Source organism: Chryseobacterium vietnamense, assembly GCF_031454475.1.
GTDB classification, from domain to species: Bacteria; Bacteroidota; Bacteroidia; order Flavobacteriales; family Weeksellaceae; genus Chryseobacterium; species Chryseobacterium vietnamense.
The window spans coordinates 52186-79008 of record NZ_JAVDQX010000009.1; the positions used below are offsets into that span (position 1 = coordinate 52186).

Annotated in this window: 31 protein-coding genes; 14 read left to right on the plus strand and 17 right to left on the minus strand. The window is 37.0% G+C overall.

The annotated features are described in order from the left end of the window. From J2786_RS22225 to J2786_RS22235, 3 genes are all read right to left on the minus strand, one after another. The gene (locus J2786_RS22225; RefSeq protein ID WP_047429375.1) at nt 1-828 is read right to left on the minus strand and encodes an ABC transporter permease; all 828 of its coding nucleotides are present in this window, start codon (nt 826-828) and stop codon (nt 1-3) included. A 1-nt stretch (nt 829) separates the two neighbouring features. Then, nucleotides 830-2080 (minus strand): quaternary amine ABC transporter ATP-binding protein, encoded by a 1251-nt coding sequence (locus J2786_RS22230; protein ID WP_047429378.1) that lies wholly within the window; start codon nt 2078-2080, stop codon nt 830-832. A gap of 515 nt (nt 2081-2595) precedes the next feature. Then, entirely contained in the window at nt 2596-2961 is a 366-nt protein-coding gene (locus J2786_RS22235) for a DUF1304 domain-containing protein (RefSeq protein ID WP_047429381.1), read from the minus strand. Between the two features lie 63 nt (nt 2962-3024). Between J2786_RS22235 and J2786_RS22240 the strand changes: the two genes are divergently transcribed. The 3 genes from J2786_RS22240 (at nt 3025) to J2786_RS22250 (ending at nt 4544) form a co-directional block, all read left to right on the plus strand. Continuing rightward, nucleotides 3025-3597, plus strand: coding sequence for a Crp/Fnr family transcriptional regulator (locus tag J2786_RS22240; protein WP_047429384.1), 573 nt, complete (start codon nt 3025-3027; stop codon nt 3595-3597). Nucleotides 3598-3660: 63 nt separating this feature from the next. Further along, a complete protein-coding gene (locus tag J2786_RS22245; protein ID WP_052186928.1) occupies nt 3661-4092 on the plus strand; it encodes a DoxX family protein in 432 nt (143 codons plus the stop codon). An 8-nt stretch (nt 4093-4100) separates the two neighbouring features. After that, nucleotides 4101-4544 carry a carboxymuconolactone decarboxylase family protein gene (locus tag J2786_RS22250; RefSeq protein ID WP_047429388.1) on the plus strand — a complete coding sequence of 148 codons (444 nt, stop codon included), beginning with the start codon at nt 4101-4103 and terminating at the stop codon, nt 4542-4544. 472 nt (nt 4545-5016) lie between these two features. Here the strand turns inward: J2786_RS22250 and J2786_RS22255 are convergent, their stop codons facing one another. From J2786_RS22255 to J2786_RS22280, 6 genes are all read right to left on the minus strand, one after another. Next, on the minus strand, nt 5017-5985 hold the full coding sequence (locus J2786_RS22255; RefSeq protein ID WP_047429392.1) for a cyclase family protein: 969 nt from the start codon (nt 5983-5985) through the stop codon (nt 5017-5019). Nucleotides 5986-6192: 207 nt separating this feature from the next. Beyond that, the gene (locus tag J2786_RS22260) at nt 6193-7176 is read right to left on the minus strand and encodes an aldo/keto reductase (protein WP_047429393.1); all 984 of its coding nucleotides are present in this window, start codon (nt 7174-7176) and stop codon (nt 6193-6195) included. 170 nt (nt 7177-7346) lie between these two features. Continuing rightward, the gene (locus J2786_RS22265) at nt 7347-8099 is read right to left on the minus strand and encodes a type 1 glutamine amidotransferase domain-containing protein (protein ID WP_047429395.1); all 753 of its coding nucleotides are present in this window, start codon (nt 8097-8099) and stop codon (nt 7347-7349) included. A 2-nt stretch (nt 8100-8101) separates the two neighbouring features. Then, nucleotides 8102-8389, minus strand: coding sequence for a putative quinol monooxygenase (locus tag J2786_RS22270; protein ID WP_047429398.1), 288 nt, complete (start codon nt 8387-8389; stop codon nt 8102-8104). A 1-nt stretch (nt 8390) separates the two neighbouring features. Next, the gene (locus tag J2786_RS22275; protein WP_310026838.1) at nt 8391-9275 is read right to left on the minus strand and encodes an NAD-dependent epimerase/dehydratase family protein; all 885 of its coding nucleotides are present in this window, start codon (nt 9273-9275) and stop codon (nt 8391-8393) included. Beyond that, nucleotides 9272-9889 carry an NAD(P)H-dependent oxidoreductase gene (locus J2786_RS22280; protein ID WP_047429404.1) on the minus strand — a complete coding sequence of 206 codons (618 nt, stop codon included), beginning with the start codon at nt 9887-9889 and terminating at the stop codon, nt 9272-9274. Before J2786_RS22280 ends, J2786_RS22275 begins: the two co-directional genes overlap by 4 nt. Nucleotides 9890-10270: 381 nt before the next feature. On the opposite strand from J2786_RS22280, the gene J2786_RS22285 reads away from it, so the two are divergent. Next, a complete protein-coding gene (locus tag J2786_RS22285; RefSeq protein ID WP_047429406.1) occupies nt 10271-11017 on the plus strand; it encodes a metallophosphoesterase family protein in 747 nt (248 codons plus the stop codon). A 40-nt stretch (nt 11018-11057) separates the two neighbouring features. After that, the gene (locus J2786_RS22290) at nt 11058-11954 is read left to right on the plus strand and encodes a LysR family transcriptional regulator (RefSeq protein WP_047429409.1); all 897 of its coding nucleotides are present in this window, start codon (nt 11058-11060) and stop codon (nt 11952-11954) included. Here the strand turns inward: J2786_RS22290 and J2786_RS22295 are convergent. Together J2786_RS22295 and J2786_RS22300 are read right to left on the minus strand one after the other, a co-directional pair. After that, a complete protein-coding gene (locus J2786_RS22295) occupies nt 11931-12398 on the minus strand; it encodes a GNAT family N-acetyltransferase (protein WP_047429414.1) in 468 nt (155 codons plus the stop codon). The genes J2786_RS22290 and J2786_RS22295 overlap by 24 nt on opposite strands. Next, complete coding sequence (locus J2786_RS22300) at nt 12399-12833, minus strand: GNAT family N-acetyltransferase (protein ID WP_047429416.1); 435 nt, start codon at nt 12831-12833, stop codon at nt 12399-12401. A gap of 285 nt (nt 12834-13118) precedes the next feature. Here J2786_RS22300 and J2786_RS22305 point away from each other — a divergent pair, with 285 nt between their 5' ends. The 3 genes from J2786_RS22305 to J2786_RS22315 all read left to right on the plus strand — a co-directional run bounded on the left by J2786_RS22305 (nt 13119) and on the right by J2786_RS22315 (nt 15906). Then, nucleotides 13119-13994, plus strand: coding sequence for an aldo/keto reductase (locus J2786_RS22305; RefSeq protein ID WP_047429419.1), 876 nt, complete (start codon nt 13119-13121; stop codon nt 13992-13994). 172 nt (nt 13995-14166) lie between these two features. Further along, a complete protein-coding gene (locus tag J2786_RS22310; protein WP_047429420.1) occupies nt 14167-15225 on the plus strand; it encodes an NAD(P)H-dependent flavin oxidoreductase in 1059 nt (352 codons plus the stop codon). Nucleotides 15226-15297: 72 nt separating this feature from the next. Beyond that, a complete protein-coding gene (locus tag J2786_RS22315) occupies nt 15298-15906 on the plus strand; it encodes a hypothetical protein (RefSeq protein WP_047429423.1) in 609 nt (202 codons plus the stop codon). Between the two features lie 47 nt (nt 15907-15953). Here the strand turns inward: J2786_RS22315 and J2786_RS22320 are convergent, their stop codons facing one another. Genes J2786_RS22320 through J2786_RS22335 form a run of 4 tightly spaced genes read right to left on the minus strand, consistent with a single transcriptional unit; the run spans nt 15954 to nt 19214 of the window. After that, entirely contained in the window at nt 15954-17291 is a 1338-nt protein-coding gene (locus J2786_RS22320) for a UDP-N-acetylmuramate--L-alanine ligase (RefSeq protein WP_047429426.1), read from the minus strand. A 6-nt stretch (nt 17292-17297) separates the two neighbouring features. Beyond that, entirely contained in the window at nt 17298-17735 is a 438-nt protein-coding gene (locus J2786_RS22325) for a hypothetical protein (protein ID WP_047429428.1), read from the minus strand. 15 nt (nt 17736-17750) lie between these two features. After that, entirely contained in the window at nt 17751-18557 is an 807-nt protein-coding gene (locus tag J2786_RS22330; RefSeq protein ID WP_047429431.1) for a lysophospholipid acyltransferase family protein, read from the minus strand. 27 nt (nt 18558-18584) lie between these two features. Next, nucleotides 18585-19214 carry an NUDIX hydrolase gene (locus J2786_RS22335; protein ID WP_310026844.1) on the minus strand — a complete coding sequence of 210 codons (630 nt, stop codon included), beginning with the start codon at nt 19212-19214 and terminating at the stop codon, nt 18585-18587. Between the two features lie 479 nt (nt 19215-19693). Between J2786_RS22335 and J2786_RS22340 the strand changes: the two genes are divergently transcribed. The 6 genes from J2786_RS22340 (at nt 19694) to J2786_RS22365 (ending at nt 25104) form a co-directional block, all read left to right on the plus strand. Then, nucleotides 19694-20512 carry an RIP homotypic interaction motif-containing protein gene (locus tag J2786_RS22340; RefSeq protein ID WP_047429438.1) on the plus strand — a complete coding sequence of 273 codons (819 nt, stop codon included), beginning with the start codon at nt 19694-19696 and terminating at the stop codon, nt 20510-20512. Nucleotides 20513-20629: 117 nt separating this feature from the next. Then, complete coding sequence (locus tag J2786_RS22345) at nt 20630-21028, plus strand: hypothetical protein (RefSeq protein ID WP_047429441.1); 399 nt, start codon at nt 20630-20632, stop codon at nt 21026-21028. Nucleotides 21029-21038: 10 nt separating this feature from the next. Beyond that, on the plus strand, nt 21039-21770 hold the full coding sequence (csgH, locus tag J2786_RS22350) for a curli-like amyloid fiber formation chaperone CsgH (RefSeq protein WP_047429444.1): 732 nt from the start codon (nt 21039-21041) through the stop codon (nt 21768-21770). 11 nt (nt 21771-21781) lie between these two features. Continuing rightward, the gene (locus tag J2786_RS22355; protein ID WP_047429540.1) at nt 21782-22192 is read left to right on the plus strand and encodes a curli production assembly/transport component CsgF; all 411 of its coding nucleotides are present in this window, start codon (nt 21782-21784) and stop codon (nt 22190-22192) included. Between the two features lie 24 nt (nt 22193-22216). Further along, nucleotides 22217-23581: a CsgG/HfaB family protein gene (locus J2786_RS22360; RefSeq protein ID WP_052186919.1), complete on the plus strand. Its 1365-nt coding sequence runs from the start codon at nt 22217-22219 to the stop codon at nt 23579-23581. Between the two features lie 11 nt (nt 23582-23592). Next, nucleotides 23593-25104, plus strand: coding sequence for a carboxypeptidase-like regulatory domain-containing protein (locus J2786_RS22365; RefSeq protein WP_047429447.1), 1512 nt, complete (start codon nt 23593-23595; stop codon nt 25102-25104). Between the two features lie 292 nt (nt 25105-25396). Here the strand turns inward: J2786_RS22365 and J2786_RS22370 are convergent, their stop codons facing one another. Next, nucleotides 25397-26047: a response regulator transcription factor gene (locus tag J2786_RS22370; protein WP_226798750.1), complete on the minus strand. Its 651-nt coding sequence runs from the start codon at nt 26045-26047 to the stop codon at nt 25397-25399. 210 nt (nt 26048-26257) lie between these two features. Continuing rightward, nucleotides 26258-26728: an OsmC family protein gene (locus tag J2786_RS22375; protein WP_047429547.1), complete on the minus strand. Its 471-nt coding sequence runs from the start codon at nt 26726-26728 to the stop codon at nt 26258-26260. Between the last annotated feature and the right edge of the window lie 95 nt (nt 26729-26823).

A 26823-nucleotide genomic window follows, 5' to 3' on the forward strand; every position in this document is an offset into this window, starting at 1 on the left:
TTATTGCTTTTTCTTTACAAATCCCTGGGTAATACGATCCAGAATAATGGCTAAAATCACAACGGATAATCCGCTTTCAAATCCTAATCCGATATCCAGGTTATTAATTCCTTCCAGTACTTTTTCGCCTAAACCACCCGCGGCGATCATTCCTGCGATCACCACCATGGATAATGATAACAGTATGGTTTGATTGATCCCTGTTAAAATCGTTTTCATGGCCAAAGGAAGCTCTACTTTGAACAGAATCTGGCGGTTGGTCGCTCCGAAAGCTCTTGCTGCTTCTACAATATCTTTCGGTACAGCCTCAATTCCTAATGCTGTTAATCGTACCGCGGGCGGCATGGCAAAAATGATGGTTGCAAAAGCACCGGGCACTTTACCAATACTGAAAAACAATACAGCAGGAATCAGGTAGACAAATGCGGGCATGGTCTGCATCAAATCCAGTAAAGGACGGATGATTTTGTCAGCTATTTTGCTTTTAGCAGCCAGAATTCCCAGAGGGATAGAAAGGATAAGAGCTGTAATGGTGGACACAAAAATAAGTGCCAGGGTTTCCATGGTTTCTTTCCACAGTCCCATTAAAAATATTAAACTCAGTCCGGCTGCAGTTACTACAGCGATCGCTTTTCCGGCTTTCCATAATGCCAGCAGCGTAAAAAAGAGAATAATTACATAAAAAGGTGTGTTTGTTAATACCCATTCAATCCCCATAATAGAGGCATTTCCTAAGTGTTTTATGACATCGAATACAGGTTTTCCGTTTTCTGTGAGCCAATTGATTGCAGTTTCTACATATTGACCTATATCTATAGTTTTATTCATCTTATTGGTTGTTTGCAATTTCTTTTAATTCAATAATTTCCTCTTCATTAAACTTGGTCGCTTCTATGACCAGAGATAACTGGGTAACAAGACCTAAAAATTTATTGTCTTCATCAATAACAGCGATGGAAGATTTATTTTCGGAGATCAACGGCAGCATTTCCTCTACCGTTACCTCAGGATACACTGAAGGAACATTACTGTTGATAATGGATTCCACTGTAGGTTCTTTCTTTCTGGCGATACGGACCACATCGTTAAGGGTTACAAAGCCCAGAAATTTATTTTGAAAATCTACTACAGGTAAGTTTTCCAGGCCTGTAGCTCTCATTTTTCTTAAAGCTCCTTCAGGACCGTCTTTTCTGAAACGTACAACTGTCGCTTTGTCAAACATTAAAGATCTGGCGGTAATAATGGTTTTACGGTCTACTTTCTCTACGAATGCTTTCACGTAGTCGCTTGCAGGATTGGTTAAAATGTCTTCGGCTGTTCCTATCTGTTCTATGACACCATCTTTCATAATGACGATACGGTCTCCGATTTTAATGGCTTCGTCGAGGTCATGGGTAATGAAAACAATTGTTTTTTGTAAAGTATTCTGCAGTTCAAGCAGCTGGTCCTGCATTTCTGATTTTATCAATGGGTCCAGTGCGGAAAAGGCTTCATCCATCAGCAAAACTTCAGGATCGTTTGCCAAAGCTCTGGCTAATCCGACTCTCTGCTGCATTCCTCCTGAAAGCTGGGAAGGATACTGATTTTCGAAACCGTTTAAACCAACAATATCTAATGCTTTCTGTGCTTTTTCATCGCGGGAAGCTTTACTTTCACCTCTGATTTCCAGTCCAAAACCTGCATTATCTAAAATGGTATGATGGGGAAGTAATCCGAACTTCTGGAATACCATACTCATTTCCGTTCTTCTCACTTCCAGCAACTCTTTATTATTTTTACCGGTAATATCATCATCATTGATGTATACTTTTCCTGAGGTTGGCTCATTCAGTCGGTTCAGACAGCGCAGTAATGTGGATTTTCCACTTCCGGACAGTCCCATGATCACAAAGAATTCCCCTTCATAGATTTCAAAACTGGCCTTATTGATTCCTATGGTACAGCCTGTTTTTTCAAGAATTTCCTTTTTGGAAAAACCTTTGTCTAAAAGTTCCTGTGCTTTTTCTTTGTTTTTACCAAAGATGATGGTCAGGTCTTCAACCTTAAGTTTTACTTTTCGAGTGTTTTCATTTTTTTTCATATTCAGAATTTTTCAATTAATACATGATATAAGAAATTGTACACCAATTCTTTATATACTTTTAGTTTTTGTTGTTCTGCTGATGACAATAGGATAAAATAATTTGCTAAGCTTTTAATTATAAAAGCTTTTAACAAAAAAAATAATGCATAAGAACCATGAGGTCTTATGTTTATTTAAATATTTCAATAGATTATACTCTAGAAAAAGAGTGTATTATGTAAAAAGAAATTAATCTCTTACATAGATTCTACAATTAAATTACTGATGAGGTAATTACAGATATGTGTACTGAACAACTTGAATGGCTACATTTCATCAAAATGCTTGCCAGCATCAAAAACTGTATAACAATTTTTTATTGACGGTGCAAATTTACGAATTTTATATTAAATGGATTTTTGCGTCTGTAATGTATTGATTTTCAACGATGTTTTTGGATTGGGATTTCATGGCAATTTTTCTCTTATCACTAAGCTAAGAGAAGATTGACATGGCCACTATGATCCGGTACATTACTTCAGTAATACTGCAATGATTGCCAGTATGGCAGGCAGTGCCTGTACGAAGAATATTTTTTTAGTGGCTGAAATGGCACCGTAGATTCCCGCTACAGCTACACATCCTAAAAAGAATAAAGCTACATTGGTCTGCCATTGCGGATCTTTAATCAAAAAAGACCAGATGAGTCCGGCAGCAAGGAAACCATTGTAAAGCCCCTGATTGGCTGCAAGTCCTTTGGTAGGTTTAAACATTTCTGCAGGCAGGGCCGCTTTAAAAACTTCCTTGCCTTTGGTTTCCCATGCAAACATTTCCATCCAAAGAATATAAAGGTGTTCCAGTGCTACAACAGCGATCAGAATTTTAGCAACGATTTCCATAATAAATATTTTCTCATTGTAAAACTAAAAAAATAAAGTTAAGTTTGAGTATTAATTTGTACAATGGATCCATTCAAAGCACATTTACATAAGTTTATTACCATAACTGATGAAGAATATACGTCTATTGTATCTTTTTTCGAGGTATTGGATGTAAAAAAGAAACAAAATCTGGTGCTGGAAGGAGAGGTCTGCCGGACCATGTATTTTGTAGTGAAAGGATGTCTCAGAAAGTTCTTTATCAATGAAAAAGGTGTAGAGCAAACTACAGAATTTGCCATTGAAAACTGGTGGATTACCGATACATTTGCTTATGAAAGACAGATATCAACAGATTTTTCCATACAGGCAGTAGAACATTCTTCTATTCTGGTAATTGATCTTGAGCGCCAGGAAGAATTGTTGAAAAAACATCCCGTAATGGAACGGTATTTCCGTATGGTCTACCAAAGAGCTTATGCCGCTTCAGAGCGTAGAATCCGTTATTTGTATGAAATGTCCAGAGAAGAACTTTATATGCATTTCAGTACATTGTATCCATGGTTTATCCAAAGAATTCCTCAATATCTTATTGCTTCCTTTTTGAATCTTACGCCTGAATATCTGAGTGAAATCAGGGCGAAGTTACGATCTTAAACCAGTTTAAGATTTTTACGGATCATAAACCGGAAATTTGTCATGTTATTAAAAGCCAATACAATGACAGATATCAAAAATCAATTTCCGCAGCTATTTTTAAGACTTGCTCTTGCTGTAACCATGCTTTCTGCAGTGGCAGACCGATTTGGATTTTGGAGCAAAGAAAATTCATCATGGGGAAACATGGAGCGTTTTAAAGAATATACAAGACAGCTAACCTATTTCCTTCCGGAATCTTTGAGTACATTCTCAGCGTATGCCGCAACCTTTTTAGAAATTCTTTTTCCTTTGATGCTGATCTTTGGATTTAAAACAAAGTTTGCAGCCTATGGAAGCAGTATTCTGCTGTTGATTTTTGCCATATCCATGACCATTGCTTCAGGGCCTAAAGCTCCACTCAACTATTCTGTATGGGTGGGAAGTGCTGCCGCACTTTTACTGGCGGTTCAGCAGCATTATTCTTTAAGTATAGATCAATTAACCAAAAAATAATACATATTATGAGCGCAAGATTAAATATTGCAACAGTAGATTCAGCAGCTTACAAAGCGATGATGGGATTAGAAGCATACTTACAGACTATTTCTTTAACTCACATTCAGAAGGAATTAATTAAAATCAGGGCTTCACAGATTAATAAATGTGCTTTTTGCCTTGATATGCACACCAAAGATGCTATCAAATATGGTGAAACACCTCAAAGAATTTTTATTCTGAACGGATGGACGGAAGCAAAAGAATTCTTTACAGAAGAAGAGCAGGTACTTTTGGCAATGACAGAGGAAATTACGCTGATCAGCCAAAACGGATTAACTGAAGAGACCTTCCAGAAGGCAAAAAAATTCTTCGATGATAGCCAGATCGCTCAGATCATTATGGCTATTGTAACCATCAATGCATGGAACAGAATTGCAATAAGTACTCATCTTCCGATTGCAAAATAGTGAAGTAAGGAAGCGGGGTGTTGGAAGATGGAAGTAGAGGAAGCCTGCATAACTTACGGATGTTTACTTTTTATAAAAACGGCCTTTCAGTTTTTGAAAGGCCGTTTTAATGTAAAATACAAAGTGACAATGTAACATAGTCGATATTAATTCTAAAAATAAATTCTTTGGTTCATTTTATTTTTTTAACTGGAATTACATTGTCTCTCCGAAATAAAAGTTGTTTGAATTTTACCCAACCACAAAAGTCACAAAAGGTTTCATTTTAATACACTCACTTAAGTAAGTTCAAAATGAGACCGCAGGAAAGTTCACACAAGATGAAAATCAAAGATTTTTACAAAACTTAGGTGTACTTATTACGCATAAGACCCGGTTCTGAAAAAAGTTAAGTGTTTAAAACTTTTGTGCCTTTTGTGGTTAAAATAATGAATATAAAAGTTTAAACAACCTCATACTGTAAGCATTTAATTTAATAAATCGCCACAGGATTCACATTCACCTGCGTAGAACCTACGTATAATGGCTGCCCCAGTACGAATAGAAATTCCCATACTTTTTGTTTCACCAAAGGGCGGCTGTCAATCAGTTCCAGGTTATAAATTCCTTTTTTCGCCAGCATAAACTGATTGATGGGGAATTCTTCTTTACTTTTCGGGTTAGGATAGACTTCAGAAGCCCATGTATCACCGCCAAATGCTACAATTCCCTGATCGGCAAGCCATTTTGCAGCATCCATTCCGATGCCCGGTTCTGTTTCTAAAAATTGCTTGTTGTCTTTACCTGCCAATTCCAGCCATCCGGTATTGAAAAGAATGATATCTCCTTTTCTTAGGGTAAGTCCCTGCTTCTTTAAAACAGATTTGATATCTTCTACCGTAAACTCTGTTCCGCCGGGTACTATTGATTTTCCATAATGAGCAGTCATATCAAGGACTACACCTCGGGTTACAAAAGGAGGTACTTTTTCTACACCCAGTTTTTTAACGCCTTCTACGGTTACAAAATCAGTCGCTTTATTTCCGTTGTAGTAAGTATTATCAATACCAATGTGCCCGATACCGTTGAGCTGTGTACCCACTCCGGTCCATCCGTTTACCAGTTCGTCATTGAAGGTGAATTTGTTCGGACCAATACTTTTTCCACCCTGTTCTCCTGGCTGAATATTATATAATTTAAAACTTCTGTGTCTGAAAGCCGGAAGGTTTTTATCAATCGGAACTGCAAGAGCTAAGGTTTTACCTTGTTTCACAAGTCCTAATGCCTGTTTTACAACTTCAGGAGTCAATAAATTGGCGGCCCCGATTTCATCCTTTGCTCCGTAAGCAGAAGGATACCATGATTGGTCTTCGGGATTAACAAGGGTTTGAGCATTTAATGAAACGCTGTTTATAGTCAATAATGTGGCTAACCCGAACATTTTGATCAGATTATTTTTCATTTTTTATAAGGTTTGAGATTAAAAGAAAGGAAGCTGGAAGCTGGGAGAGGGAAGTTGTTGTTGTCCGAGAATCAATGGATTGGGATGTTGTCATTCCGACGAAGGAGGAATCTCTTTGTTACATGTAGCGTAGTGCAATAGAAGCTTCCTAATTATCAATATACTAATAGAACTTCCATCTTCCAGCCTCCTTCTTCCAGCTTTATATTATATTTCGCTTAAAGCCGAATTGATGAAGTTCAATTCTTCCTGAGAAAGGTCAATAGACATAGCTTTTGCATTTTCGATGGCTTGCTGGGCATTTCTTGCTCCTGCCAACACTACGGTAATTGCCGGCTGTAAAGTTGTCCATCTTAATACCAGTTGAGAAAGGCTGGCTCCTTTTTCCTGCGCAATAGGTTCAATTTTTTCTAAGAAAGTTTTCACTTTATTCAAATCAAACTGGGAGAAATATCCATTTCTGTGGTCGTTATCTTTTAATTGAGATTCTTTGAAATATTTACCGGTTAAAAGACCTCTTTCCATGGGACTATACACAATAATTCCTGAATTGTTTTCCAATGAATAAGGAACAAGGTCGCTTTCAATGGCACGGTTCAGCATACTGTAAGAAACCTGGTTGCTGGCAAGTTGTAAAGTTCTGTTCGCTTCTTCCATTTGAGCTACGCTATAGTTACTTACCCCTGCAGCACGGATTTTTCCTTGTTGGATCAACAGTTCCATAGCTTCCATAGTTTCACAGATAGGAGTGGTGCTGTCTGGCCAGTGAAGTTGCAAAAGATCGATATAATCTGTCCCTAATCTTTGTAAGCTTTCTTCAACTTCTTTGATGATGTTTTCTTTGGAAGCCAGTTTATAAACAGGAAGAGTCTTTCCTTCGTCTTCTGCATCAAAGAAAAATTCTCCTTTTCCGTTATTGCTTCCGTCCCATACCAATCCGAATTTTGTCAAAAGCTGGATTTTTGAACGGTCTTTTCCTTTGATAGCTTCACCAATCATTTCTTCACTCAGTCCAAAACCATAAAAAGGCGCCGTGTCGATAGAAGTTACTCCGTGATCTAATGATGCATGAATAGAGTTGATAGAATCCTGCTTTTCATTACCTCCCCACATATTTCCTCCGATAGCAAAGGCTCCGTGTGTGATTGTTGATAATTCTAAATCTGTATTTCCTAATTTTCTGTATTCCATTTTATTTAAAATTGTTATGTGTAAAACCACCCCGTCAAAAATTCTTTGAATTTTCGCCACCCCTCCAGTGGAGGGGAATTCCCGTCATTTCAATGGTGAGACTTTTAAGAGCTTTTCTGATTGTAAAGAACTTAAAGTCTTTTGTGACTTTTGTGGTTAAAAATGATTTGTTATTTATTTAATTCTTTTAAGATAGCTTCTCCAACGCTCTTTGCAGATTGTGGATTTTGTCCTGTGATCACTCTCTGGTCTGTTACCACATGATTTTGCCAAAGGCCTGATTTTTCAAATTGTGCACCTCTTTCTTTCAGTTTGTTTTCTAATAGGAAAGGAACAACATCTGTTAATTTTACCTCAGCTTCCTCTTCATTGGTAAAAGCATTGATTTTCTTTCCATCTACAAGATATTTCCCGTTATTCAGCTTGATATTTACCAATCCTGCCGGTCCGTGGCATACTCCTGCTACAATACCTCCGTTTTCGTAGATTTCTGAAGCAATATCAGACAGTTCTTTATTGTCTGCAAAATCCCACATTGCTCCGTGTCCTCCTGCATAAAAGATGGTTGAATACTCTTTTGGATTCACCTGTGATGGCGTCATAGAATGATCAATCTTGTTCTTATACTCTTTGTTTTCCCAGAATTCTTTGTTTACCGGATCTTTCAAATCGAAACCATCTACCGGAGGAGTTCCGCCTTTCGGGCTTACAAAGTCAATTTCATAACCTGCTTTGTGAAGAACTTCCCATGGGTGAGAAACTTCTCCCAAATAATATCCTGTATCTTCACCGGTACTTCCTTTTTTATCGTGGCTGGTTACAACGAATAAGATTTTCTTTTTCATATTTTTTGATTTTTTGGTTTGTGCCTGTACGAATCCTATGGTAAAGACCGCAAGTAGTAAAAACGCTAATTTTTTCATGATTAAATAATATTGGTGATATAAATCTGTGGTTTTTCCTGAAGCTTTTCATCCACCAAAGCTCCGAAAGCCTGGATGTAAGGTTGCTGGTTGTGCTGATCCAGACCTTCTTTACTTTTCCAGATTTCGTAGAAAACAAATTCGTTTTTGTCTTCAATTCCCTGATGAAGGCTGTAAAGCTCACATGCTTCTTCTTTTCTTGTTTCTTTTACCATATTCTGAAGAACTTCCAATACTTCTGCCTGATGTTCTTCTTTGGCTTTTATAATGGCTGTAAGATGAATTTTCATATTAGATAAAATTTTCAATTGAGTTATAAATTGGTTTCCATTTCAGTTCTGTTCTGGCTTTATCCGAACTACATCTGCTATTAGATGCAAAGCCGAAATAGCCTCCCGCAGGACCGAAATTATCAACGGCATCCTGTATACTTAAAGACTGTGCCGGTTGCAGATTATATTTTTTACTGATGATTTCTGCAATGTTTCTTAAAGATGAAGCACCGTTTTCTGCATAATAGATAGACCCTTCTTTTGCTTTTTCCAAGGCCAGTACATACAGATCTGCCAAATCTTCAATATGTAGGTTAGACCAGATGTTTTCACCTTCTCCAAAATAAACACCATGCCCTTTTTTCTGAGAAAAATTGACCAATGCCGGAATCTGGATGCTGTCTTTTTTTATTCCCAGACCGTCTCCGTAGACCATGGTAGGAACAATAACGATACTTCTTATATTTTTTTGAACAGACTGAAGAACATAATTGTTGATAAGAACCCTTGATGCCATTTCCAGTCTTGGAGTCAGAGGAAAATCTTCAGTATACACAAAATCACTTCTTTTACCATTTTCTTTACCTCCGAAAATAGCAGATCCGGAAGTAAATATGAATGTTTTATGGCTTCCTTCCATTGCTTTGATGAAATTATCCACAGCATAAGCGTCATCCGCAGAATCAGCATTATGGATGACTGCATCAACGCCATCAACAGCTGTTTTTATTACATCTTCATTGTGAATATTCCCTACAATGGTTTTGATTCCCAATGATTCCAATTCCTGTACGTGAGCTTCGTTACGAGCTAATCCGGTTACTTCATAATTTCTGTCAAGCAGTTTTTTAGCGATAGTTCCGCCTATATAGCCGGTAATACCTGTAATCAGTACTTTTTTCATGATACTAATTCTGGGTTCAATTCTTTTTCAAATACGTTTCTTACATGCGCTCTGTACAATTTCATATCACGCTCTATATTGGCATTTTTTTCCACATCATGGAAATGGAAACTTTCCATTTTCTCCAGTGAGACAAAAGCATTCATTCTATGGAAACCAAATAATGGTCCATCATCTACACTTTTTTCACTGAAAAATTCTCCGGGAAGCGTGAAAGCCGTTGCAGGAGCATTCCAGCTTGTGGTCAGCATATATTTTCTTCCGCCAAGCATTCCTCCTGTACCATAGTTGATTTCAGGATTCTCAGCCTTTCTTCCGTCGCTCATATAAATTCCCTTTGCATGACCTGCTGTGAAAACTTCATCAATATATTTTTTCAATCCGTTCGGAAGCTGGAACCACCAGATCGGCGTATGGTAAATAATGTAATCTGCCCATACAAACTTCTGCACTTCTTCATGTTTATCATAATTTTCACTTACATTAGTGATCTTTACTTCTACATTGTCAAATTCTTTAAGAGCTGCCAATGTATTTTCTGCAATAGTCTGATTATATTTTCCTCCGGAATGTCCGAAATTCTGTCCTCCGTTGATGATTAATACTTTTTTCATTTTTTTATGATTGTTTAAATTTTACTCTGCAAAGTTAGGATGGATGTTTGTATAATAAAAATAATATAAATTATAGGGAAGTATTATTTAAATTATAGTTTTTAAATTTCAAAGTTGAAAGTGAATTGTGAATTGTCAATCCGCTTCGCTTGTGAATTTTTTTAAGGTTACGTGATTCGGGTTGCGTGATTCGAGATTCGGGATTATGAACATATTGATGCTATGTGGAAGTTTTCTAACCCGCAGTTAATCATTCACTATTGACTTTAAGCAGTAAAAATTCAACCATTCACCATTTCCCTTTTCATGGTAAAATGTCATATCATATCTGACCGGAAATTCCCTTCTGTCGTGTAAATTTGTTTAACAAATTGAAGGACAATGATACAGATAGCCGTTTTTAGTGATGTGCATGGAAATCTTCCTGCCCTGGAAGTAGTGTTGAAGGATATTGAGAAAAGAGGAATCAGGCAGAAGTTCTGTCTGGGAGATCTGGTAGATTTTGCGCCTTGGGGAAATGAAGTTATAGAAAAAATAAGAAGTCTGAACATTCCTTGTTTAATGGGAAATCACGATGAAAGAATTGCTTTTGATATTCCTGTTGTTCCTTTGTCCAAGCACTCAGAAGAAGAGACAAATGCCAGATTCATAGCGATTGATCATTCTAAAAAACATATTACAGAAGAGAACAAAAAGTTTTTATCAGAGCTGCCTTTTCATTTAAAATTAAACTATAAAGTAGGGGAGAAGCACTGGAATATTCAATTGGTTCATTCTAGTTTATCAAGCAATGAGGCCTATTTGTATGAATCAGAAAAGGATGAAATTTTTACTGATATGCTGAAAGATTCTCAATCTAACGTTATTGTGATGGGACATACCCATTTGTCTTTTAAAAAGCAGTTTGAAAATAAGACATGGGCAATTAATTGTGGCTCCGTGGGCCGCTCTAAAGAAGAAAATAGGTTGGCTTCTTATGTCATATTCACTTTAGATGAAGAAAAAATTACTCCGGAAATTATTCAAATACCCTATCCGATTGATGAAACGGCCCGTCAGATAAAGGAAAGCGGGATTCCGGATTATTACGCATCATTTCTTAAAAATGAAAATGTATTAATATTATAATTATTTTATAACTTTGCATCAGAATATTAATAATTAAATCATGGTCAATTTAGAATGGTATCGTACTTTTAAGGCGATATATAAAACCGGGACATTGACGGGTGCTGCTGATGCTTTATTCATATCACAGCCGGGTGTGAGTCTGCATTTAAGTTCTCTGGAAGCTTATGTAGGATACAAACTATTCGACAGGACCGGTAGAAAAATGATCCCTACAGAACGTGGGAAAGTATTATTTAATGCCGTTGCTGAGCCTATTACCAAACTGGAAGATGTAGAAAAAAACTTCCAGAAATCTACAGAGAAACATACACCTACCATCAGTGTCGGAATGTGTTTTGAAACTTTTCAGACGACGTTGGAGCAATATGTTTCTTCACTGCCTTTTAATCTGATTATCAGTTTTGGAGAATATCCGGAAATGCTTGATCAGCTGGATAAAGGAATTCTTGATCTTATTATTACCCCGAAAAAAGGGTCTTCACCCAATATAGAACATGAAGCTTTCTCTTCTGAACAGATCATTCTGGTGGGTGGAAAAGATGTAGATGCCGCTGCTTTCAATAAAGTGTTGAAAACAAAAGATGCAGAGCAGATTGAGGAATGGCTGAAGAATGAAAAATGGTACGGAACCACCGGAGATATGGAACACCTTTTCCAGTTCTGGACTTTGAACTTTGGTCATAAACCTAATTTCCGTCCGAATTATATTGTTCCTAATCTGAATTCAATCATCCGTTGTCTCAAAGGTGGAACAGGACTAGCCGTCATTCCTGATTTTTTGTGTAAAAAAGACCTTGAAAGTGGCGAAGTTCAGCTGATCTGGGAAGGAAAAAAGAAGCTGGAAAATACCTTGTATTTCGGATGCCGTAAGAAAACCAATTATCAGACAGAAATAGAGCATATCAAAGGCTTATTCCGTCAGGTGATGGCTTAATACAACCATATCGCGCATTTGTAAACCGTTTTCATAAATGGGTGACGGGTAGTTTTCAATAAAAAAATCTTTCAGTATTCCGGTTTTTATGAATCCGTTTTTCTCATAAAATCTGATCTGTTGGAATCCGGTATCCGACGTTCCAACGGTCAGTGTTTTATAATGATTTTCTTTGGCAATTTCCTTAGCTTTATTCATCAGAATACTTCCGATTCCTTTGCTTCTGTAGCTTTCAATGACTGCGATATTTTTAATTTCCAGTTCTGTATTGTTGTTTTTATATAATGCCATTACCGCAATATTTTCAGTGCCGTCATATAAAAGATAAATGTCAGATTTGAAAATATATTGATTGATAGCTTCTTTGGTTTCATCCGCCAACAGCAATAAATGATAAGGAATTTCCGTATCCGGATTTAATAAACTGAACGTAAAATTTTCCATTTACAGACTCATATGAATAAGTGGGTAATCCTTTCCTGAACCATCTTTTTCTGATCTTCCTATCTTTCTGAACCCCATTTTTTCATAAAATCCAATCGCTTGTGGATTTTGTTCGTTTACGTCTACTTTGGTCAATCCGGTTTTCTCTTTCATGAACTGATAAAGGTTTTTTCCATATCCTTTCCCACGGGCATCATCATGAATGAAGAGCATTTCCAGATTCCCTTCTGCTACGGATGCAAAACCTTTAGCGTCATCGTTTTCTGTAATTAAATAAACTTCCAGATTAGGAAGATAATCTCTTGGAATAGCTTTTTTAAAATAATTGAAATCCTCTTCAGCCAGGAAATCGTGGGTCGCTGTTACTGCTGACTCCCAGATTTCCATAATTCTCGGATAATCTTCTGCTGTAGCCAATCTGATATTTTGTGACATGATTTAAAATTTAAGCAAAAATAGAGAAAATAGCGATGGAATGCCAGCAGGAGTGAAGATTTGAGGATGGAAGATGGGAGTTAGAAGTGTAGAGGGGTGGTTTTATCGGCTATTCATTCCCTTCCCTGAAGGGGTGGATTTTTGCAAAGCAAAAAGACGGGGTAGTTTAAAAAAGTAATACAAGAGCAGTCTGTTACATAAAACAGTAAAATTGGTAAGCAGAATTTTCAATTTTTTATTGCAAATTTGTTTATCACTTTATATTAATCATTAAAATAAAGACTTATGCAAAAGAAAACCTATACAGGGCAGCCTGTGGTAACCTTAAATAACGGAGTGGATATTCCTGCTTTAGGCTTTGGAGTATGGCAGATGGAAGATCTGAAGGAATGTGAAAATGCAGTAATCAAAGCTATTCAGACAGGATATAGAATGATTGACACTGCTGCTATTTACCAGAATGAAACGGCAGTAGGTGCCGGGGTGAAAAATAGCGGAGTAGACAGAGATGAACTGTTTATCACATCCAAAGTATGGGTTCAGGATCATGGATACGAAAAGGCTAAAAGTGCTTTTCAGAGAACCTTGGACAGATTGCAGATGGATTATCTGGATATGTATCTGATTCACTGGCCTTATGGAGATTTCCTGGGAACATGGAAGGCATTGGAAGAATTATACAAGGAGGGAAAGATCAAAGCTATTGGGGTATGTAATTTTACCGTTGAGAAGCTTGAAGAACTTAAAGCCAATTCAACAGTGTTACCGGTGATTAATCAGATTGAGCTGCATCCGGTATTCCAGCAGAAAGAACTGCAGGTATACGACAGAGAAAATAATATTGTAACTCAGCCCTGGAGCCCGCTTGGAAACGGTAATGCTAATCTTTTAAGCAATCCTGATCTGAAAGCAATTGCTGAAAAATATGGTAAAACCGTAGCTCAGGTAATTTTAAGATGGCACCTTCAGGAAGGATTTGTAGTGATCCCGAAATCGGTGACACCGTCAAGAATTGAAGAAAACTTTAATGTATTTGATTTTGAACTGACAGAAAATGAAATGAATGTCGTTCGTTCTTTGGATACAGGAAAAAGATTATTCTTTGATCCTAAAGATCCGGAATGGGAACAGAAAATGCTCAATTCCGTAGCGGATATCTAATAAAAACAGAAATTAAGAATATTCCCACAGTTTTCACTATTTCACAGATTACAATCTGTGTTTTCTGTGAGATCTGTGGGATTTGTATTTTCATTCGGGGTGAGGAATATCATATCCTGTTGAAAATGAAGTGTTCCTATTTTTCGTACCTTTTTATTTAAAATAATTTCTTATGTTCTGGCCGGATACAATCAGTAAAAAACTAGGGATAGAATATCCTGTAATTCAGGCTCCGATGTTTGGAGTGAGTACGGTACAGATGACTGTTGCTGCTTCAAAAACAGGTTGTCTGGGATCACTGGCGCTGGCTGATCTTTCTGCAGATCAGTCGGTTGAATTGATCAGGGAAACGAAAAAACTGACCAATAAACCTTTTGCAGCAAATATATTCGTCCATCACATTCCTGAAGTGGCGGATGATTTAAAAGAAAAGTATATTAAAACCAAACAGTTTCTTGAGCAGCTGGCCAGAGAAAATGAAATTGATGTAAAGCTTCCGGAACTTGAAGCCATCAGTATAAATAGTTACCATGAACAGATAGATGCTATTATTGAAGAAAACTGTAAAATTTTAAGCTTTACATTCGGAAATCTGGATGATCAGAGTATTCAGAAATTAAAAGAAAACGGTGTTACCCTCATCGGAACCTGTACGTCTGTGAATGAAGCTTTGCAGCTTGAAAAATCAGGTATTGACATTATCTGTGTTCAGGGAATAGAGGCGGGAGGTCACAGAGGAAGTTTTGAGGCGGAGAATATTCCGCAGATCGGAGGGGTATCTTTGCTGTCACAGGTGTATGATCATGTGAGTGTTCCTCTGATTTATGCAGGAGGAATTTATGATGCCAAGACCTTAAAAGCTGTTAAAGATTTAGGAGCGCAGGGCTTCCAGGTGGGAAATCTTTTATTGGCTTCTCAGGAAAGTGCTTTACAGCCTTTTGAAAAGGAAAGACTGAAAAAAGTAAGAGAAGAGGAAATTGTTCTAACGAAGAGCTTTTCCGGACGATATGCCAGAGGAGTGAAAAATCAGTTTATAGAGGCGGTTGAAAATTCAGAATATATTTTGCCTTATCCTTATCAGAACAAACTTACGAATGCCTTAAGAAAAGCAGCTAAAACTCTGCAAAATCCTGAATTTGTATCCATTTGGCTGGGGCAGTCTATTCACCAGTATAGTGAACTTTCCACAGAAGAAATTTTGAGAAATCTGATCAAAGATTGTGAAAGATAGATCAGGATAGTTTCAATTTGCCTGTAATTTTCTATTTTCGTGAAAGATAAAAACTAAAATCAGCGAAAATAAATGAAATTTTCAGAGGGAATTCAGAGATCACTTCCGTTCGGCTACCTGTTTCTTGTCGTAATAGGAATATTAAAAGAAAGTGTCTTCTATTACCAGATAGGCATTAATATTTTAAAATATTCAACAATTATGGACATCCTGATCAGTCCGATTGCCACCTTAACAGCTCATCCTGTGATATTGATTCTCCTAATCGGTATCATTATATTCTCATTTGCTTTTCCTTCTTTTTTATCAAAACAGGCCAGTAAAAATAAACGTTGGGCATTCCAGATGGCATCTCTCAAAGGACATGAAAATATGAGCAAAGAGGCTATTGAGAATCATTTTACCAATATGTTTGTGAAGTTTCTGGCCATGATGCTGCTGTCTTTCTTTGTAGGAATAGGGCTGGGAGAAGGATTCGGGCTTACCAGAAAGATAAGGGAAAACAAACTTAAATATGACTATAGATTAAACTATGGTGATGATAAGTTTGAACAGGTTCATCTCATAGGATCCAACAGCATGTATTATATTTATCTGGCAAAAGGAAATAAAACAATAAAAATAGCACCGTTGGGCTCCATAAAAAATATTGAACTGACCAATAACAAGAAAATTGAATGATCATAATTTAATAAAAAAGCTTCAGATAAGATTCTGAAGCTTTTTGTTTATTTTGTTAAATCAAGGCCACCGAAATTTCCGGAACTCATCATGAGATAAACACCATCCGTTTTATCCAATGTATTCCAATAGGCATGAAGGTCTTCAGCATTTGTAAACACCTTTAAATTCTCATTCCTGAATTTTTCTTTGATGAATTCTGGTGATATTGGCTCCATTCTTTTGATCTTCAAAGCATCTTCAGAATAGAAAACTACAGCATCTTCCAGACCGTCCATCGCATGATCATATTGTTCAAGAAAGGTGGGATTTAAGCTGGAATAGGTGTGAAGTTCCAAAAATCCGTGTTTCTTATCATTTTTAAATTGCTCTGCAAATGCTTTTACAGCTGCCTTCACCTTGCTTGGTGCATGGGCAAAATCTTTGTAAAGAATTCCTTTATCTTCTCTTTCTACTTTTTCAAGACGCTTGGATGCTCCTTTGAAGCTCATGATTGCTTCATAGAAATCTTCATCCATAATACCAAGCTGCTGGCAGATATGTCTTGCACCTTCTAGGTTCAGCAGGTTGTGTGCTCCAAAAACAGAAAGTGGAACATCACCCATTTCTGTTTTTAAATAAACTTTACCATTATTGATTTCGTACTCCGGAGTTTTGTAAGGAATCTTTCTGAAATAGTTCTCTGCATTTTCCACTACTTTCACTACTTCAGCATCCTCTTCGTTGTATACAAGAACTCCACCAGCTGTAATGCTTGCTACAAACTTTCTAAACTGATCAATATAATCATCAAATGTTTTGAATACATTGATATGATCCCATGCAATACCACTCATTAAAGCAATATTCGGCTGATACAGTAAAAATTTAGAACGAAGATCAATAGGAGAAGAAAGGTATTCGTCACCTTCCAGCACCATGAAGTCATTATCCTGGGTCAGTTTGACCATACAGTCGAAACCTTCAAGCTGAGCTCCTACCATAAAGTCCACGTCTTTTTCGTGGAAATTCAGAACGTGAAGAATCATTGAAGTGATGGTTGTTTTACCATGTGATCCAGCAATAACAACTCTTGTCTTATTTTTAGACTGCTCGTACAGGAATTCAGGATAAGAATATATTTTCAAGCCCAGTTCTTTTGCTCTTGCCAGCTCAGGATTATCCTGATGTGCATGCATCCCAAGAATGACAGCATCAATATCCGCAGTAATCTTTTCCGGGAACCAGCCCATTTCCTGAGGCATAATTCCTTTCTTTTCCAAACGGGATTTTGAAGGCTCAAAAATAGCGTCATCAGAACCTGTCACCTGATATCCTTTGTCTTTTAATGCGATTGCAAGATTATGCATGGCGCTTCCGCCAATGGCAATGAAGTGGGTTTTCAATTGTATTTACTGTTTTTTAACATTAGTATTAATGATCTGCTGGAAAGCTTCAAGAATATTATTCCAGTTGGTCTGGTAGTTCGGAATAATCATACTCGCATCCGATTTACTCCCTTCATTCGGACCTCTCTTGACATTGATAGACGTTGAAATATTGTCGTACAATTTTTTACGGTCTTCCTGTATTCTTCTGAAATTATTCTGAGAAAGAACCTGATCCAGTTTCTTTAAATCTTCATTAGAAATCTTAAAATCCTGTTTGTACTTCTTTCCCTGTCCTTCAAAAGAATAGTGTACAGTATTCCCTTTTATAAGCAGGTTTTCATAAACAGGAGCATAGCCTCCGCTTTTCGAATAGCTGATATCAAAATCCGAATATATCTTTTGGCTGTTGCATGAAACTAATACTATGATTGCGAATAAGATTCCAAGTATTCTGTTCATAATTTTTAATTTACTTTAATTATTTGAGTCCTTTTGTTCTAATTTTTTAGCTTTAAGTTCTTCATCATAACTGTGTAATAGATTGAAATCTTCTGTCTGCTCAATAGCCGTCATAATTTTCAATAAAATTTCCGGTGCTTTTTCATTATCATAATCAATATCCAAAGGAGCTTTGAATTCCATCGTAGGTTTTACACCGGTAACCTTTACGCGGAGTCCTTTTTTATCAAAAGCTCTTCTGAAACCGTTTATTTTGATTGGAATTACAATAGGACGCTGATTCTTTACCAATTTGGCTGTTCCCCGTCGTCCCTGTGCAAAAGCTGACGTAGTTCCTTGAGGGAAAGTAGCTACCCAGCCATTGTCCAACGCTTTCATAATATTATCTACCTCACTCATGTCTACCATTCTGTTGACATTTTTCCCTTCTGCTCTCCATGTCCTTTTTACGGTTACAGCGCCTGCAATTTTGAAAATTTTAGGAAGAATACCTTTATTCATGGTTTCCTCAGCTGCTACATAATAAAAATCAATCTTGGGATTCAGTAGATAGATCGGGTTCTTTATCGTATTTAAGTATCCGTTGTTTACAGCACAGAAGGCATGGTACATTGCTGCCACATCTGCAAAATAGGTCTGATGGTTGGATACAAAAAGTACGTTAGAGTCCGGAAGATCCACAAGGTGTTCTGTACCGGTTATTTTTAACTTATTAAAGCCATTGAATCTTCTGTAAGATACAATTCCCAATATAAAAATAATAAACCTTTTCAAAAAATAAGGAGTTCCGAATGCATCGGTGAAAATATTTTTCTTCGCCATCTCTCAATTAAACACGGTAGTGCAAAGTTACATTTTTTTCAACAACTGACTGAATTCACTTAATATCATCGCTGTAGCACCCCAAATAATGTATCCGTCGAAATTGATCACAGGAACTTCATGTCCGCCTGCACTTGGCAGAGCCATAATTTCCGGGGTGTCTGACAGGTTCAAAAAGGAAGTGATAGGAAATTCTATGGTTTCCACAGCTTCCGTCTGCTGAAGAACGAAGGCCGGATTCTTTTTAGTATAAGAGATATAAGGATATACATAAAAATTGCTTGGCGGAATATAGATAGGAGACATTTCTCTGATGATCCTTACATAATGCTTGTCTATTCCAATTTCTTCTGAGGTTTCACGAACTGCGGTTTCTGCAAAATCTCTGTCCATTTCCTCACGCTTTCCGCCAGGCAGCGATATCTGCCCGCTGTGTCTGTCGTGTTCATTAATCGTTCTTTGAATCAATGGAAAATACCACTCGTTGTTTTTCAGATATAAAACAATATTGACAGCCGCAAATTTGGGATTCTTTGACAATACTTCATCATAAGTAAAAACGGGACGATAGGGAGGTGAAAATACTCCATGGGCGTGTTCACCGGGAAGTTCCACGCTTTTTATTTGTCTCAATAAATCTTTTCCAAAATTTTCCATAGCTCAAATTTAGCAATATATCTTGAAGAAATAAGTGCCTTAACATTAATTAACCTATGAAAAAGCCTGTATTGTAACTGGAAATTTTTACCTATTAATCCCAGTGAAATATCATTAATGATAAAACCCGGTGGATTTCAACTTTCAACCTTGAATTTTTAATTCAAATTGATTTTCTTTGGTGACAATAAATCTGACAGCAGTTTGTAATAAAAGCTTAAAACCCTGAATTGTGATGTTTTGAATATATAAATGATCAGGTTTACTTATACAATATCATAATTAAAAAAAGATTACTATTCACTGTTGGTGGATTTTACTGTAAATCAACATGTTGTGATGGTGTTTTTCCGTAACGGTAAATAATGACTTGCCCAACTGAAAACAGTGATTTTCAAAATTTACACCTTGATGGTGGTTTTTCATTTTGACGGGGAAGCTACCTTTGCCTTACTATTAACCAATTAATTTTTACCAAGATGAAAAATTTACTTACAGGTGTACTTACACTATTCGCAATGAGTTTCGGATTTGCACAATTCAATATTGATGTGACTACTCAAACAGGAAACTTAAATGTTGCTACAGTAGACCAGACCGGTCTTTTGAACATCAATTCTCTTACACAGACAGGGAATCGTAATACTGCAGATATTGACCAGGTAGGGATTTTAAATGTCAATAATGCGCAGAGTATCGGAAACAGAAACTCTGTAGATGTAGATCAGATGGGTATTGGAAACTCCAATGAAGTTTTGCAGATGGGAAATAGAAACTCTGCATCAACCTGGCAGTTAGGAGTACTTAACTCTACAGAACAAACTCAGATTGGAAGAAGAAATGATGCCTCCTCGGTACAGATTGGATTAGGTAATTCAGTTTTCCAATATCAGGACGGAAGAAGAAATGATGCTTCTGCCATTCAGGTAGGTGCTGGTAATGACGCTTATCAGGTTCAGTTGGGAAGAAGAAATGATGCCAGCGGACTTCAGATAGGAGCTAATAATGTTCTTGTTCAGTATCAGGATGGTAATGATAACAGTGCTACTCATATACAAGCTGGTACAGGTAATATTGCAGCCTCAGTTCAGGTAGGAGATGACAACACTTCTGCAGGAGTACAGATAGGTAATGCCAACCAGCTTTATCAGTTCCAGATAGGAGATTCCAACACAGCTATTGATCTTCAGATGGGTAACGGTAACTTTACCTGGGTAGCTCAGAGCGGTCTTGGCCATTTTCATGTAGGAACTCAGATGGGTAATGGAAACTCAATGATTGTGAATCAGTCGAATTAAGCCCTATAACAACATACTGTAAATCTTAGAAATTGTAAAGGAGAAACTGCAGTGTTTCTCCTTTTTTACCTTCAGTTTTCACAGATTTGTTATTCATGTAACTTTAATAAACAGGCTATGTTTAACTTAAGATGGAGTGTTTTGGCGCTTTTCACATGGCTGCCAATACATGCACAGGAAATAGACTGGGATAAGGTAAACAGTAATACAATCTTTAATCTTATAGCCAGACAGCAGACAGATCAGAGTTCTTATGGATCCGATATTATTCAGATAGGAGACTATAACAATGCCGAACTTTCCCTTAACGCCCGAACAAATATTGTAGTAAAACAGCTTGGAGATTTTAATACCTTATATTTTATCAATTCATTCACAGATAAAGAAGCAAAAGCTGCTATTACTGCTCAGGGAAATAATAATATTATTGATGTTACAGGAAGCAACAGTATTTCGGATGGAATTCAGATTAATGTAAAAGGAGATAATAAAACAGTTTTCATGAGAAACTATTAAAACACAAGTGATGAAAATTTTATATTCCCTAAGCCTGGGTACATTTTTTACCTTCCTGTCTGTATGGGTTTATGGGCAGGAAGATAAGAAAGTAAACGCCAGGATAGAGAGTAGTCTCCTTGAAAACCAGGTAAGATTGAAAGCCGTAGTCATCAATAACACCGCTGTGTATAAAGAACTCAATTACCTTTTGGTTTCTATTAAAAAAGGGAATGGCGGAAATCTCTCAAATAATCAGCAGAATGGGAAATTTTCTGTTAACCCCAATGAAGTAAAGGTATTATCGGAGATCAGTGTGAATCTCGAATCAAAAGATGCTCTCAAAGCCTTCCTTTATATCAGGGATGAAGAAACCCAAAAACTGATTGCTAAAGACAGTCTTGAACTGAACAGCGATCTTTTTAAGAAAAAAACAGCTAAGATTGAGGAAGATGCTGCTTATGAGCTCAGAGGACTTACTATAGATGAGACAAAAACCAAAGTAGGAAAAGACTTTTATGATATGTTTTACATGCAATACAGTCAGCTTCCCGATAAAAGCAGCAGTGTCATTACTATTACAGAACTTCCTCTCCGTGGAACAAGCGGTCAGATTACTATTCAGATGGAAGATAAAATTATTTACAGTTTTATGACCAATCCGGCAGAGGATTATTTAAAAGAACAGCTAGGTTATAGCTTAAAATATATCAAAGAATTTAATGCCAAGAAAAATCTTATAAAAAATGAATTTATCTATTAAAAATGTCCGCCATGAAAACCTTTATCATTATTTTGACATGTATTGCGGGTGTTTTCTACGGAAAAGCTCAGCAGCTCGTCTATAAGCCGGTAAATCCAGCTTTCGGAGGAGATACATTTAATTACCAGTGGCTTTTAAGCTCTGCTAATGCACAAAACCCATTTGATGAAAAAAATGATTTCAGCGACTTGCTGGATCGTGTGAATTCCCTTGATAGTTTTACCCAGAGTCTGAACAGACAGATCCTCAGTGAGCTTTCAAGAAAACTGTTTGATGAACAGTTTGGTGATGGAAACATAAAACCCGGAAATTACCTTTTCGGATCCCTTTATCTGCAAATTACCAATACTAATCAGGGACTTTTAATCAATATTTTGGATACCAGCAATGGCGATCAGTCCGAGATCGTAATTCCGAAATAGGAAATAACTAAAAATAAACTTACCATGACAACCTACACTTATACCAGAATCTTTTTCTGCACTTTCCTGCTATGCATTCTGCAGGCCTGTAGTTCAATCTTTGGTTTACCTTCGGATCCCGAAAAACCAACAATGGGAGAGGTTACTTCTTCCACTGCAGAATTGAAAAATCTTCCGCTTCCCAAAGAGAAGATTGTAATAGGAGTCTACAAATTCAGAGATCAGACCGGCCAGTATAAGCCTTCCGAAAACGGAAACAACTGGAGTACGGCAGTCCCTCAGGGAACTACAACCATTCTTATCAAAGCATTAGAAGACAGCCGCTGGTTTGTCCCTATTGAAAGGGAAAATATAGCCAATCTTCTCAATGAAAGACAGATCATCCGTTCCACCAGACAGGAATACATCAAGGATGCAGACAAAAGCAATCAAGCACTTCCCCCTCTTTTATACGCCGGAATTCTTCTTGAAGGCGGCGTTATCTCATATGACAGCAATATTCTGACCGGAGGACTTGGCGCAAGGTATTTCGGAATCGGTGCTTCCACACAATACCGCCAGGACAGAATTACCATCTATCTCCGCGCTGTCTCTACCCTTAACGGAGAAATTCTTAAAACGGTTTATACCTCTAAAACCATTCTTTCAACCAGTGTTAACGGAAGTTTTTTCAGATATATTGATACTGAAAGACTACTGGAAGCTGAGGTGGGTCTTACTCAAAATGAACCTGTTCAGCTCGCCGTGACAGAAGCTATAGAAAAGGCCGTAAAAGCCCTGATTGTTGAAGGAATCAGAGATAAAATATGGGGGAAAGCAATAGATGAGAATGGAGGATATCAAAGTTTAATCAACGAATATAACAGAGAACAGGAGCAAAATAATGACCGGGTGATTGGCGGCAGATATCCGCAGGATTACAGACAGAAACTATCTGTTTTTGCGAATGTTGAAGGGCAGAAAGTTAAAGATGACTATGTAGGTTCTAAAATGAATGTTGGTGGAAAAATAGGCCTTAAATATTTCCTTACTCCTTACCTGAATGTGGAACTGAACGCAAGTTATTTTACGCTTGAAAATTCAAATATTGTGAAAAGAAACTACTATGGTCCTGAAGTGAATCTGGAATATATCCTTTTTCCGAAATACAGATTCAGTCCATTTGTGTATGGTGGAGCAGGAGCGTTGTATTCAAAATATAAACCTCAATATAAAGCACAGTTCGGGGGTGGGCTGGAATATATGATCAGCAAGAATTTCTCACTGAGAGCCTCCGCCCAATATGACCTTGGCTTCAAAGACGACTGGGAAGGCCTTGTAAATGGGAAAAGAAAAGATCAGGCTTTGCGCTTTGGAATAGGAATCAACTTTTACTTCGGAAACAAATAAAAACACGAACTATGAAAACTATAATTAAAATATTCAGCATATTCATCTTTGCTTTTTGTCTGTTTTCATGCAATGAAGACCTTGTAGAACAGGCGCAAACAGGAATGTTAAAAGGAAAAGTCGTAAAAAGAGGCAGTAATGTGCCGATTCCTAACGTGAAGATTTTTACCAATCCTACGACACAAACGGTTTTCAGCGGTACAGACGGCTCATTTGAAATCGCTGCCATGCCGGTAGGCAATTACTCTGTAAAAGCAGAACTTTCAGGATATATTACAAGCTTTCAGTCAGTCAATATACAAAATCAAAATCAGGTAGTAACGGTAGTTTTTGAGATGGATGATGATACTTCATTGAATTCTCCTCCCGCTACACCACAGTTGCTAAGTCCGATAGATAACGCAGTAAATCAGCCTTTGAGCGTTGAATTAACCTGGAGCGCAACAGATCCCGATACAGCAGATGTATTAAGATACAGCCTGACAATTAAAAATAATCTTGACACTAATGTGATTCAGGTTAATGATTTGACAGCAAACCACTATACGCTTTCAAATCTGAAGTTTGGTGTAAGTTACTTCTGGCAGGTGTCTGTTTCGGACGGCATTCACCAGCCAGTTTTAAGTTCTATCAGTAAATTTACCACCAATACGGTTCCTGCAAACAGGTATCATTACGTTCAGAAACAAAATGGAAACTTTGTGATCATTTCCAGTGATGACCAGGGAAATAATTTCCAGTTTACTAATTCTTCCTACAACAGCTGGCGGCCACGCAAAAACAATAATGCAGGTCTCATTGCATTCCTTCGTACGGAAGGCGGAAGTACCCATCTTTATACTGCCAATCCGGATGGTTCCAATCCTTTTAAAGTAACAACGGTTGCTGTTGCAGGATTTAACAATTATGAAATGGACTTTGCATGGAGTACCAACGGTAAGGAGCTTATTTATTCCAACTTTAATAAGCTTTACAGGATTAATAAGGATGGAAGCGGCCTGAGCTTAGTGTATACAACTCCGGATGGAAGCCTGATCTCAGAATGTGACTGGAGCTACGACGGTAGTAAAATAGCATTGAAAACCAATGATTATAACGGGTATAACACTAAAATTTATGTGATCGATAGTAATGGTGCCGTTCTTAAAACTGTACTTTCAGGTACCGCAGGTGCCAGCGGAGGTTTGAATTTCTCTGTAGACGGACAGCTTCTTCTCTTTACCCGTGATGTTTCCGGATATCTGGATGGAAGTGGAAATTACCGTCAGCTGGATTCACATATCTTTATGTATAACCTTGTCACAGATGCTGTGAGTGATATTTCTGCAGAAAGCGAAAAAGTACTGGGCACAAATGATCTTGATCCCAGGTTCTCACCAAATAACGCTCAGATTATTTTTATGAATACCTCCAATGATAATATTTCTCAAAGGAATGTAATGGTCATTGACCTTAGTAATACGTTGACTGATATGACAAGAGCAACGCTGTTCAGCAATGGAGAAATGCCGGATTATGAGTAAGAAGCGTTTAGTGTTTAAAGTTTAATGTTCAAAGTTTAATGTTTAAAGTCCAAGGTTTTAGTTGTAAAGTGAGGTGTGAGATACTATCTGTACCCATTAGAGATCAATTGAGAAGTAATTAAATACGTTTTTCATTGTAAAGTCTCTTATTTCTCTGCCTCACTTTTTATTCTACAGACTTTGATAGGTAACAATAAAAATTTCCCTGGAGAATTATTGAAATTAAAATCAGGGGAAAAAAAATTCCAGACTTTCTAAAGCCTGGAATTTTTGAGTGATTCATGGAAGTCTTTCAGTCGATGATATGATTCTCTATCGCATATTTTACAATTCCGACTGAATTTTTCGCATTGAGTTTCAAAAGAATTCTTTTTCGGTGTGTTTCTACCGTATTGATACTGATAAATAATTTTTCTGATATGTCTTTACTGCTGCATCCGTCACAGATCAGTTTAAGAATTTCCATTTCGCGACGGGTGAGAGGTTCTTTGATGTGAGGATTGGGTTTTCCCTGTTCACTACTGATAAAATTGATCATTCTTTCCTTTGCCTGATCACAGATATAGATCTCATTAAGAAGTAAAACATTGATGGATTTAAGAAACTCATCATAGGTGCAATTTTTATCCAGATAAGCTTTAATACCTTTATTGAAGAGTTTTCGGATGTCAATCACATCATATGAACTCCCAATGATAGTAATCTTGGTATTTTTATGCTTTGCAATAATAGTCTCCACAAGCTTGCAGATTTCTGAAAGCATAAGCATATTGGAACTCATCACAAGCATTTCCGGAGGTTCTTCTTTTAAATGTTTTGAGAGGTTTTCTAGAGAATTGCAAATATCAATTGTACTGAAAATTTTACTTTGGGTAAGTAGTCTTGATAATCCTTCTGTATAGAGCATCGGTTCATCAAAAATAGTCAATTTTGGTTTCATCATGGTTTATTTTGTTTATATAAAAATAGGAAAAAAACTTCATATTTTGAATAAAATTGACAAATAATTTCAAATTATTATGTTTTTATTAATGATAAAATATTATTTTTATTGATTATTTGTTAAATAATTCTCTTTTTGTGGAGTTTTTTGGAGTTATTATTGTTAAAACCTAATGTTGATCATTGTTAATGAATGATAACTCTAATTATTTTAAGATTTAACTAACAGAACGGGGATATGCTTTACCGGAAAATTAACAGAATTGGCAATGAAACAAAATTCATTGGCTTTATGATGGAGCTGTTCTGCTTTTTCTTTCATACATTCTTCCGCAACAGTTACCGTAGGATGCAAAGTTACTTCTGTAAAATGACCGCTCCCACTGGCTGTTTCCCCCATGATACCTGTTGCTTCATCAGTATAATCTGTAACAATAATACCCGCCTCAGAGCAGAAATGAAGATACCAAAGCATATGGCAGGAGGAAAGAGAAGATAAAAACATCTCTTCAGGATTGTATTTTGTTCTGTCACCACGGAATGCAGGATCAGACGAACCTTCAATCATAACTTTGTTTTCTGCTGAAATGGTGTGACTCCTTTCGTAGTCCCTATAGCCGGTTGTTCCTGTTCCCTGGTTGCCTGTCCAGTGGACGGTAATTTTGTAATGGTGGTTTTTCATAGATAAAAGATAAAAGATAAAAGATAAAAGATAAAAGATAAAAGATAAAAGATAAAAGATAAAAGATAAAAGATAAAAGATAAAAGATAAAAGAT

What these genes read in the sequence shown, in the direction of transcription:
- J2786_RS22315 (WP_047429423.1), top strand. Translation starts at nt 15,298, where the DNA reads ATGAAATTTTCAGAGGGAATTCAGAGATCACTTCCGTTCGGCTACCTG.
- J2786_RS22275 (WP_310026838.1), bottom strand. Translation starts at nt 9,275, where the DNA reads ATGAAAAAAGTACTGATTACAGGTATTACCGGCTATATAGGCGGAACT.
- J2786_RS22270 (WP_047429398.1), bottom strand. Translation starts at nt 8,389, where the DNA reads ATGAAAATTCATCTTACAGCCATTATAAAAGCCAAAGAAGAACATCAG.
- J2786_RS22225 (WP_047429375.1), bottom strand. Translation starts at nt 828, where the DNA reads ATGAATAAAACTATAGATATAGGTCAATATGTAGAAACTGCAATCAAT.
- J2786_RS22375 (WP_047429547.1), bottom strand. Translation starts at nt 26,728, where the DNA reads ATGAAAAACCACCATTACAAAATTACCGTCCACTGGACAGGCAACCAG.
- J2786_RS22280 (WP_047429404.1), bottom strand. Translation starts at nt 9,889, where the DNA reads ATGAAAAAAGTATTAATCATCAACGGAGGACAGAATTTCGGACATTCC.
- J2786_RS22335 (WP_310026844.1), bottom strand. Translation starts at nt 19,214, where the DNA reads ATGGAAAATTTTGGAAAAGATTTATTGAGACAAATAAAAAGCGTGGAA.
- J2786_RS22310 (WP_047429420.1), top strand. Translation starts at nt 14,167, where the DNA reads ATGTTCTGGCCGGATACAATCAGTAAAAAACTAGGGATAGAATATCCT.
- J2786_RS22260 (WP_047429393.1), bottom strand. Translation starts at nt 7,176, where the DNA reads ATGGAATACAGAAAATTAGGAAATACAGATTTAGAATTATCAACAATC.
- J2786_RS22230 (WP_047429378.1), bottom strand. Translation starts at nt 2,080, where the DNA reads ATGAAAAAAAATGAAAACACTCGAAAAGTAAAACTTAAGGTTGAAGAC.
- J2786_RS22330 (WP_047429431.1), bottom strand. Translation starts at nt 18,557, where the DNA reads ATGGCGAAGAAAAATATTTTCACCGATGCATTCGGAACTCCTTATTTT.
- J2786_RS22305 (WP_047429419.1), top strand. Translation starts at nt 13,119, where the DNA reads ATGCAAAAGAAAACCTATACAGGGCAGCCTGTGGTAACCTTAAATAAC.
- J2786_RS22290 (WP_047429409.1), top strand. Translation starts at nt 11,058, where the DNA reads ATGGTCAATTTAGAATGGTATCGTACTTTTAAGGCGATATATAAAACC.
- J2786_RS22365 (WP_047429447.1), top strand. Translation starts at nt 23,593, where the DNA reads ATGAAAACTATAATTAAAATATTCAGCATATTCATCTTTGCTTTTTGT.
- J2786_RS22295 (WP_047429414.1), bottom strand. Translation starts at nt 12,398, where the DNA reads ATGGAAAATTTTACGTTCAGTTTATTAAATCCGGATACGGAAATTCCT.
- J2786_RS22360 (WP_052186919.1), top strand. Translation starts at nt 22,217, where the DNA reads ATGACAACCTACACTTATACCAGAATCTTTTTCTGCACTTTCCTGCTA.
- J2786_RS22355 (WP_047429540.1), top strand. Translation starts at nt 21,782, where the DNA reads ATGAAAACCTTTATCATTATTTTGACATGTATTGCGGGTGTTTTCTAC.
- J2786_RS22235 (WP_047429381.1), bottom strand. Translation starts at nt 2,961, where the DNA reads ATGGAAATCGTTGCTAAAATTCTGATCGCTGTTGTAGCACTGGAACAC.
- J2786_RS22240 (WP_047429384.1), top strand. Translation starts at nt 3,025, where the DNA reads ATGGATCCATTCAAAGCACATTTACATAAGTTTATTACCATAACTGAT.
- J2786_RS22370 (WP_226798750.1), bottom strand. Translation starts at nt 26,047, where the DNA reads ATGATGAAACCAAAATTGACTATTTTTGATGAACCGATGCTCTATACA.
- J2786_RS22285 (WP_047429406.1), top strand. Translation starts at nt 10,271, where the DNA reads ATGATACAGATAGCCGTTTTTAGTGATGTGCATGGAAATCTTCCTGCC.
- J2786_RS22265 (WP_047429395.1), bottom strand. Translation starts at nt 8,099, where the DNA reads ATGAAAAAATTAGCGTTTTTACTACTTGCGGTCTTTACCATAGGATTC.
- csgH (WP_047429444.1), top strand. Translation starts at nt 21,039, where the DNA reads ATGAAAATTTTATATTCCCTAAGCCTGGGTACATTTTTTACCTTCCTG.
- J2786_RS22325 (WP_047429428.1), bottom strand. Translation starts at nt 17,735, where the DNA reads ATGAACAGAATACTTGGAATCTTATTCGCAATCATAGTATTAGTTTCA.
- J2786_RS22300 (WP_047429416.1), bottom strand. Translation starts at nt 12,833, where the DNA reads ATGTCACAAAATATCAGATTGGCTACAGCAGAAGATTATCCGAGAATT.
- J2786_RS22345 (WP_047429441.1), top strand. Translation starts at nt 20,630, where the DNA reads ATGTTTAACTTAAGATGGAGTGTTTTGGCGCTTTTCACATGGCTGCCA.
- J2786_RS22250 (WP_047429388.1), top strand. Translation starts at nt 4,101, where the DNA reads ATGAGCGCAAGATTAAATATTGCAACAGTAGATTCAGCAGCTTACAAA.
- J2786_RS22255 (WP_047429392.1), bottom strand. Translation starts at nt 5,985, where the DNA reads ATGAAAAATAATCTGATCAAAATGTTCGGGTTAGCCACATTATTGACT.
- J2786_RS22245 (WP_052186928.1), top strand. Translation starts at nt 3,661, where the DNA reads ATGACAGATATCAAAAATCAATTTCCGCAGCTATTTTTAAGACTTGCT.
- J2786_RS22340 (WP_047429438.1), top strand. Translation starts at nt 19,694, where the DNA reads ATGAAAAATTTACTTACAGGTGTACTTACACTATTCGCAATGAGTTTC.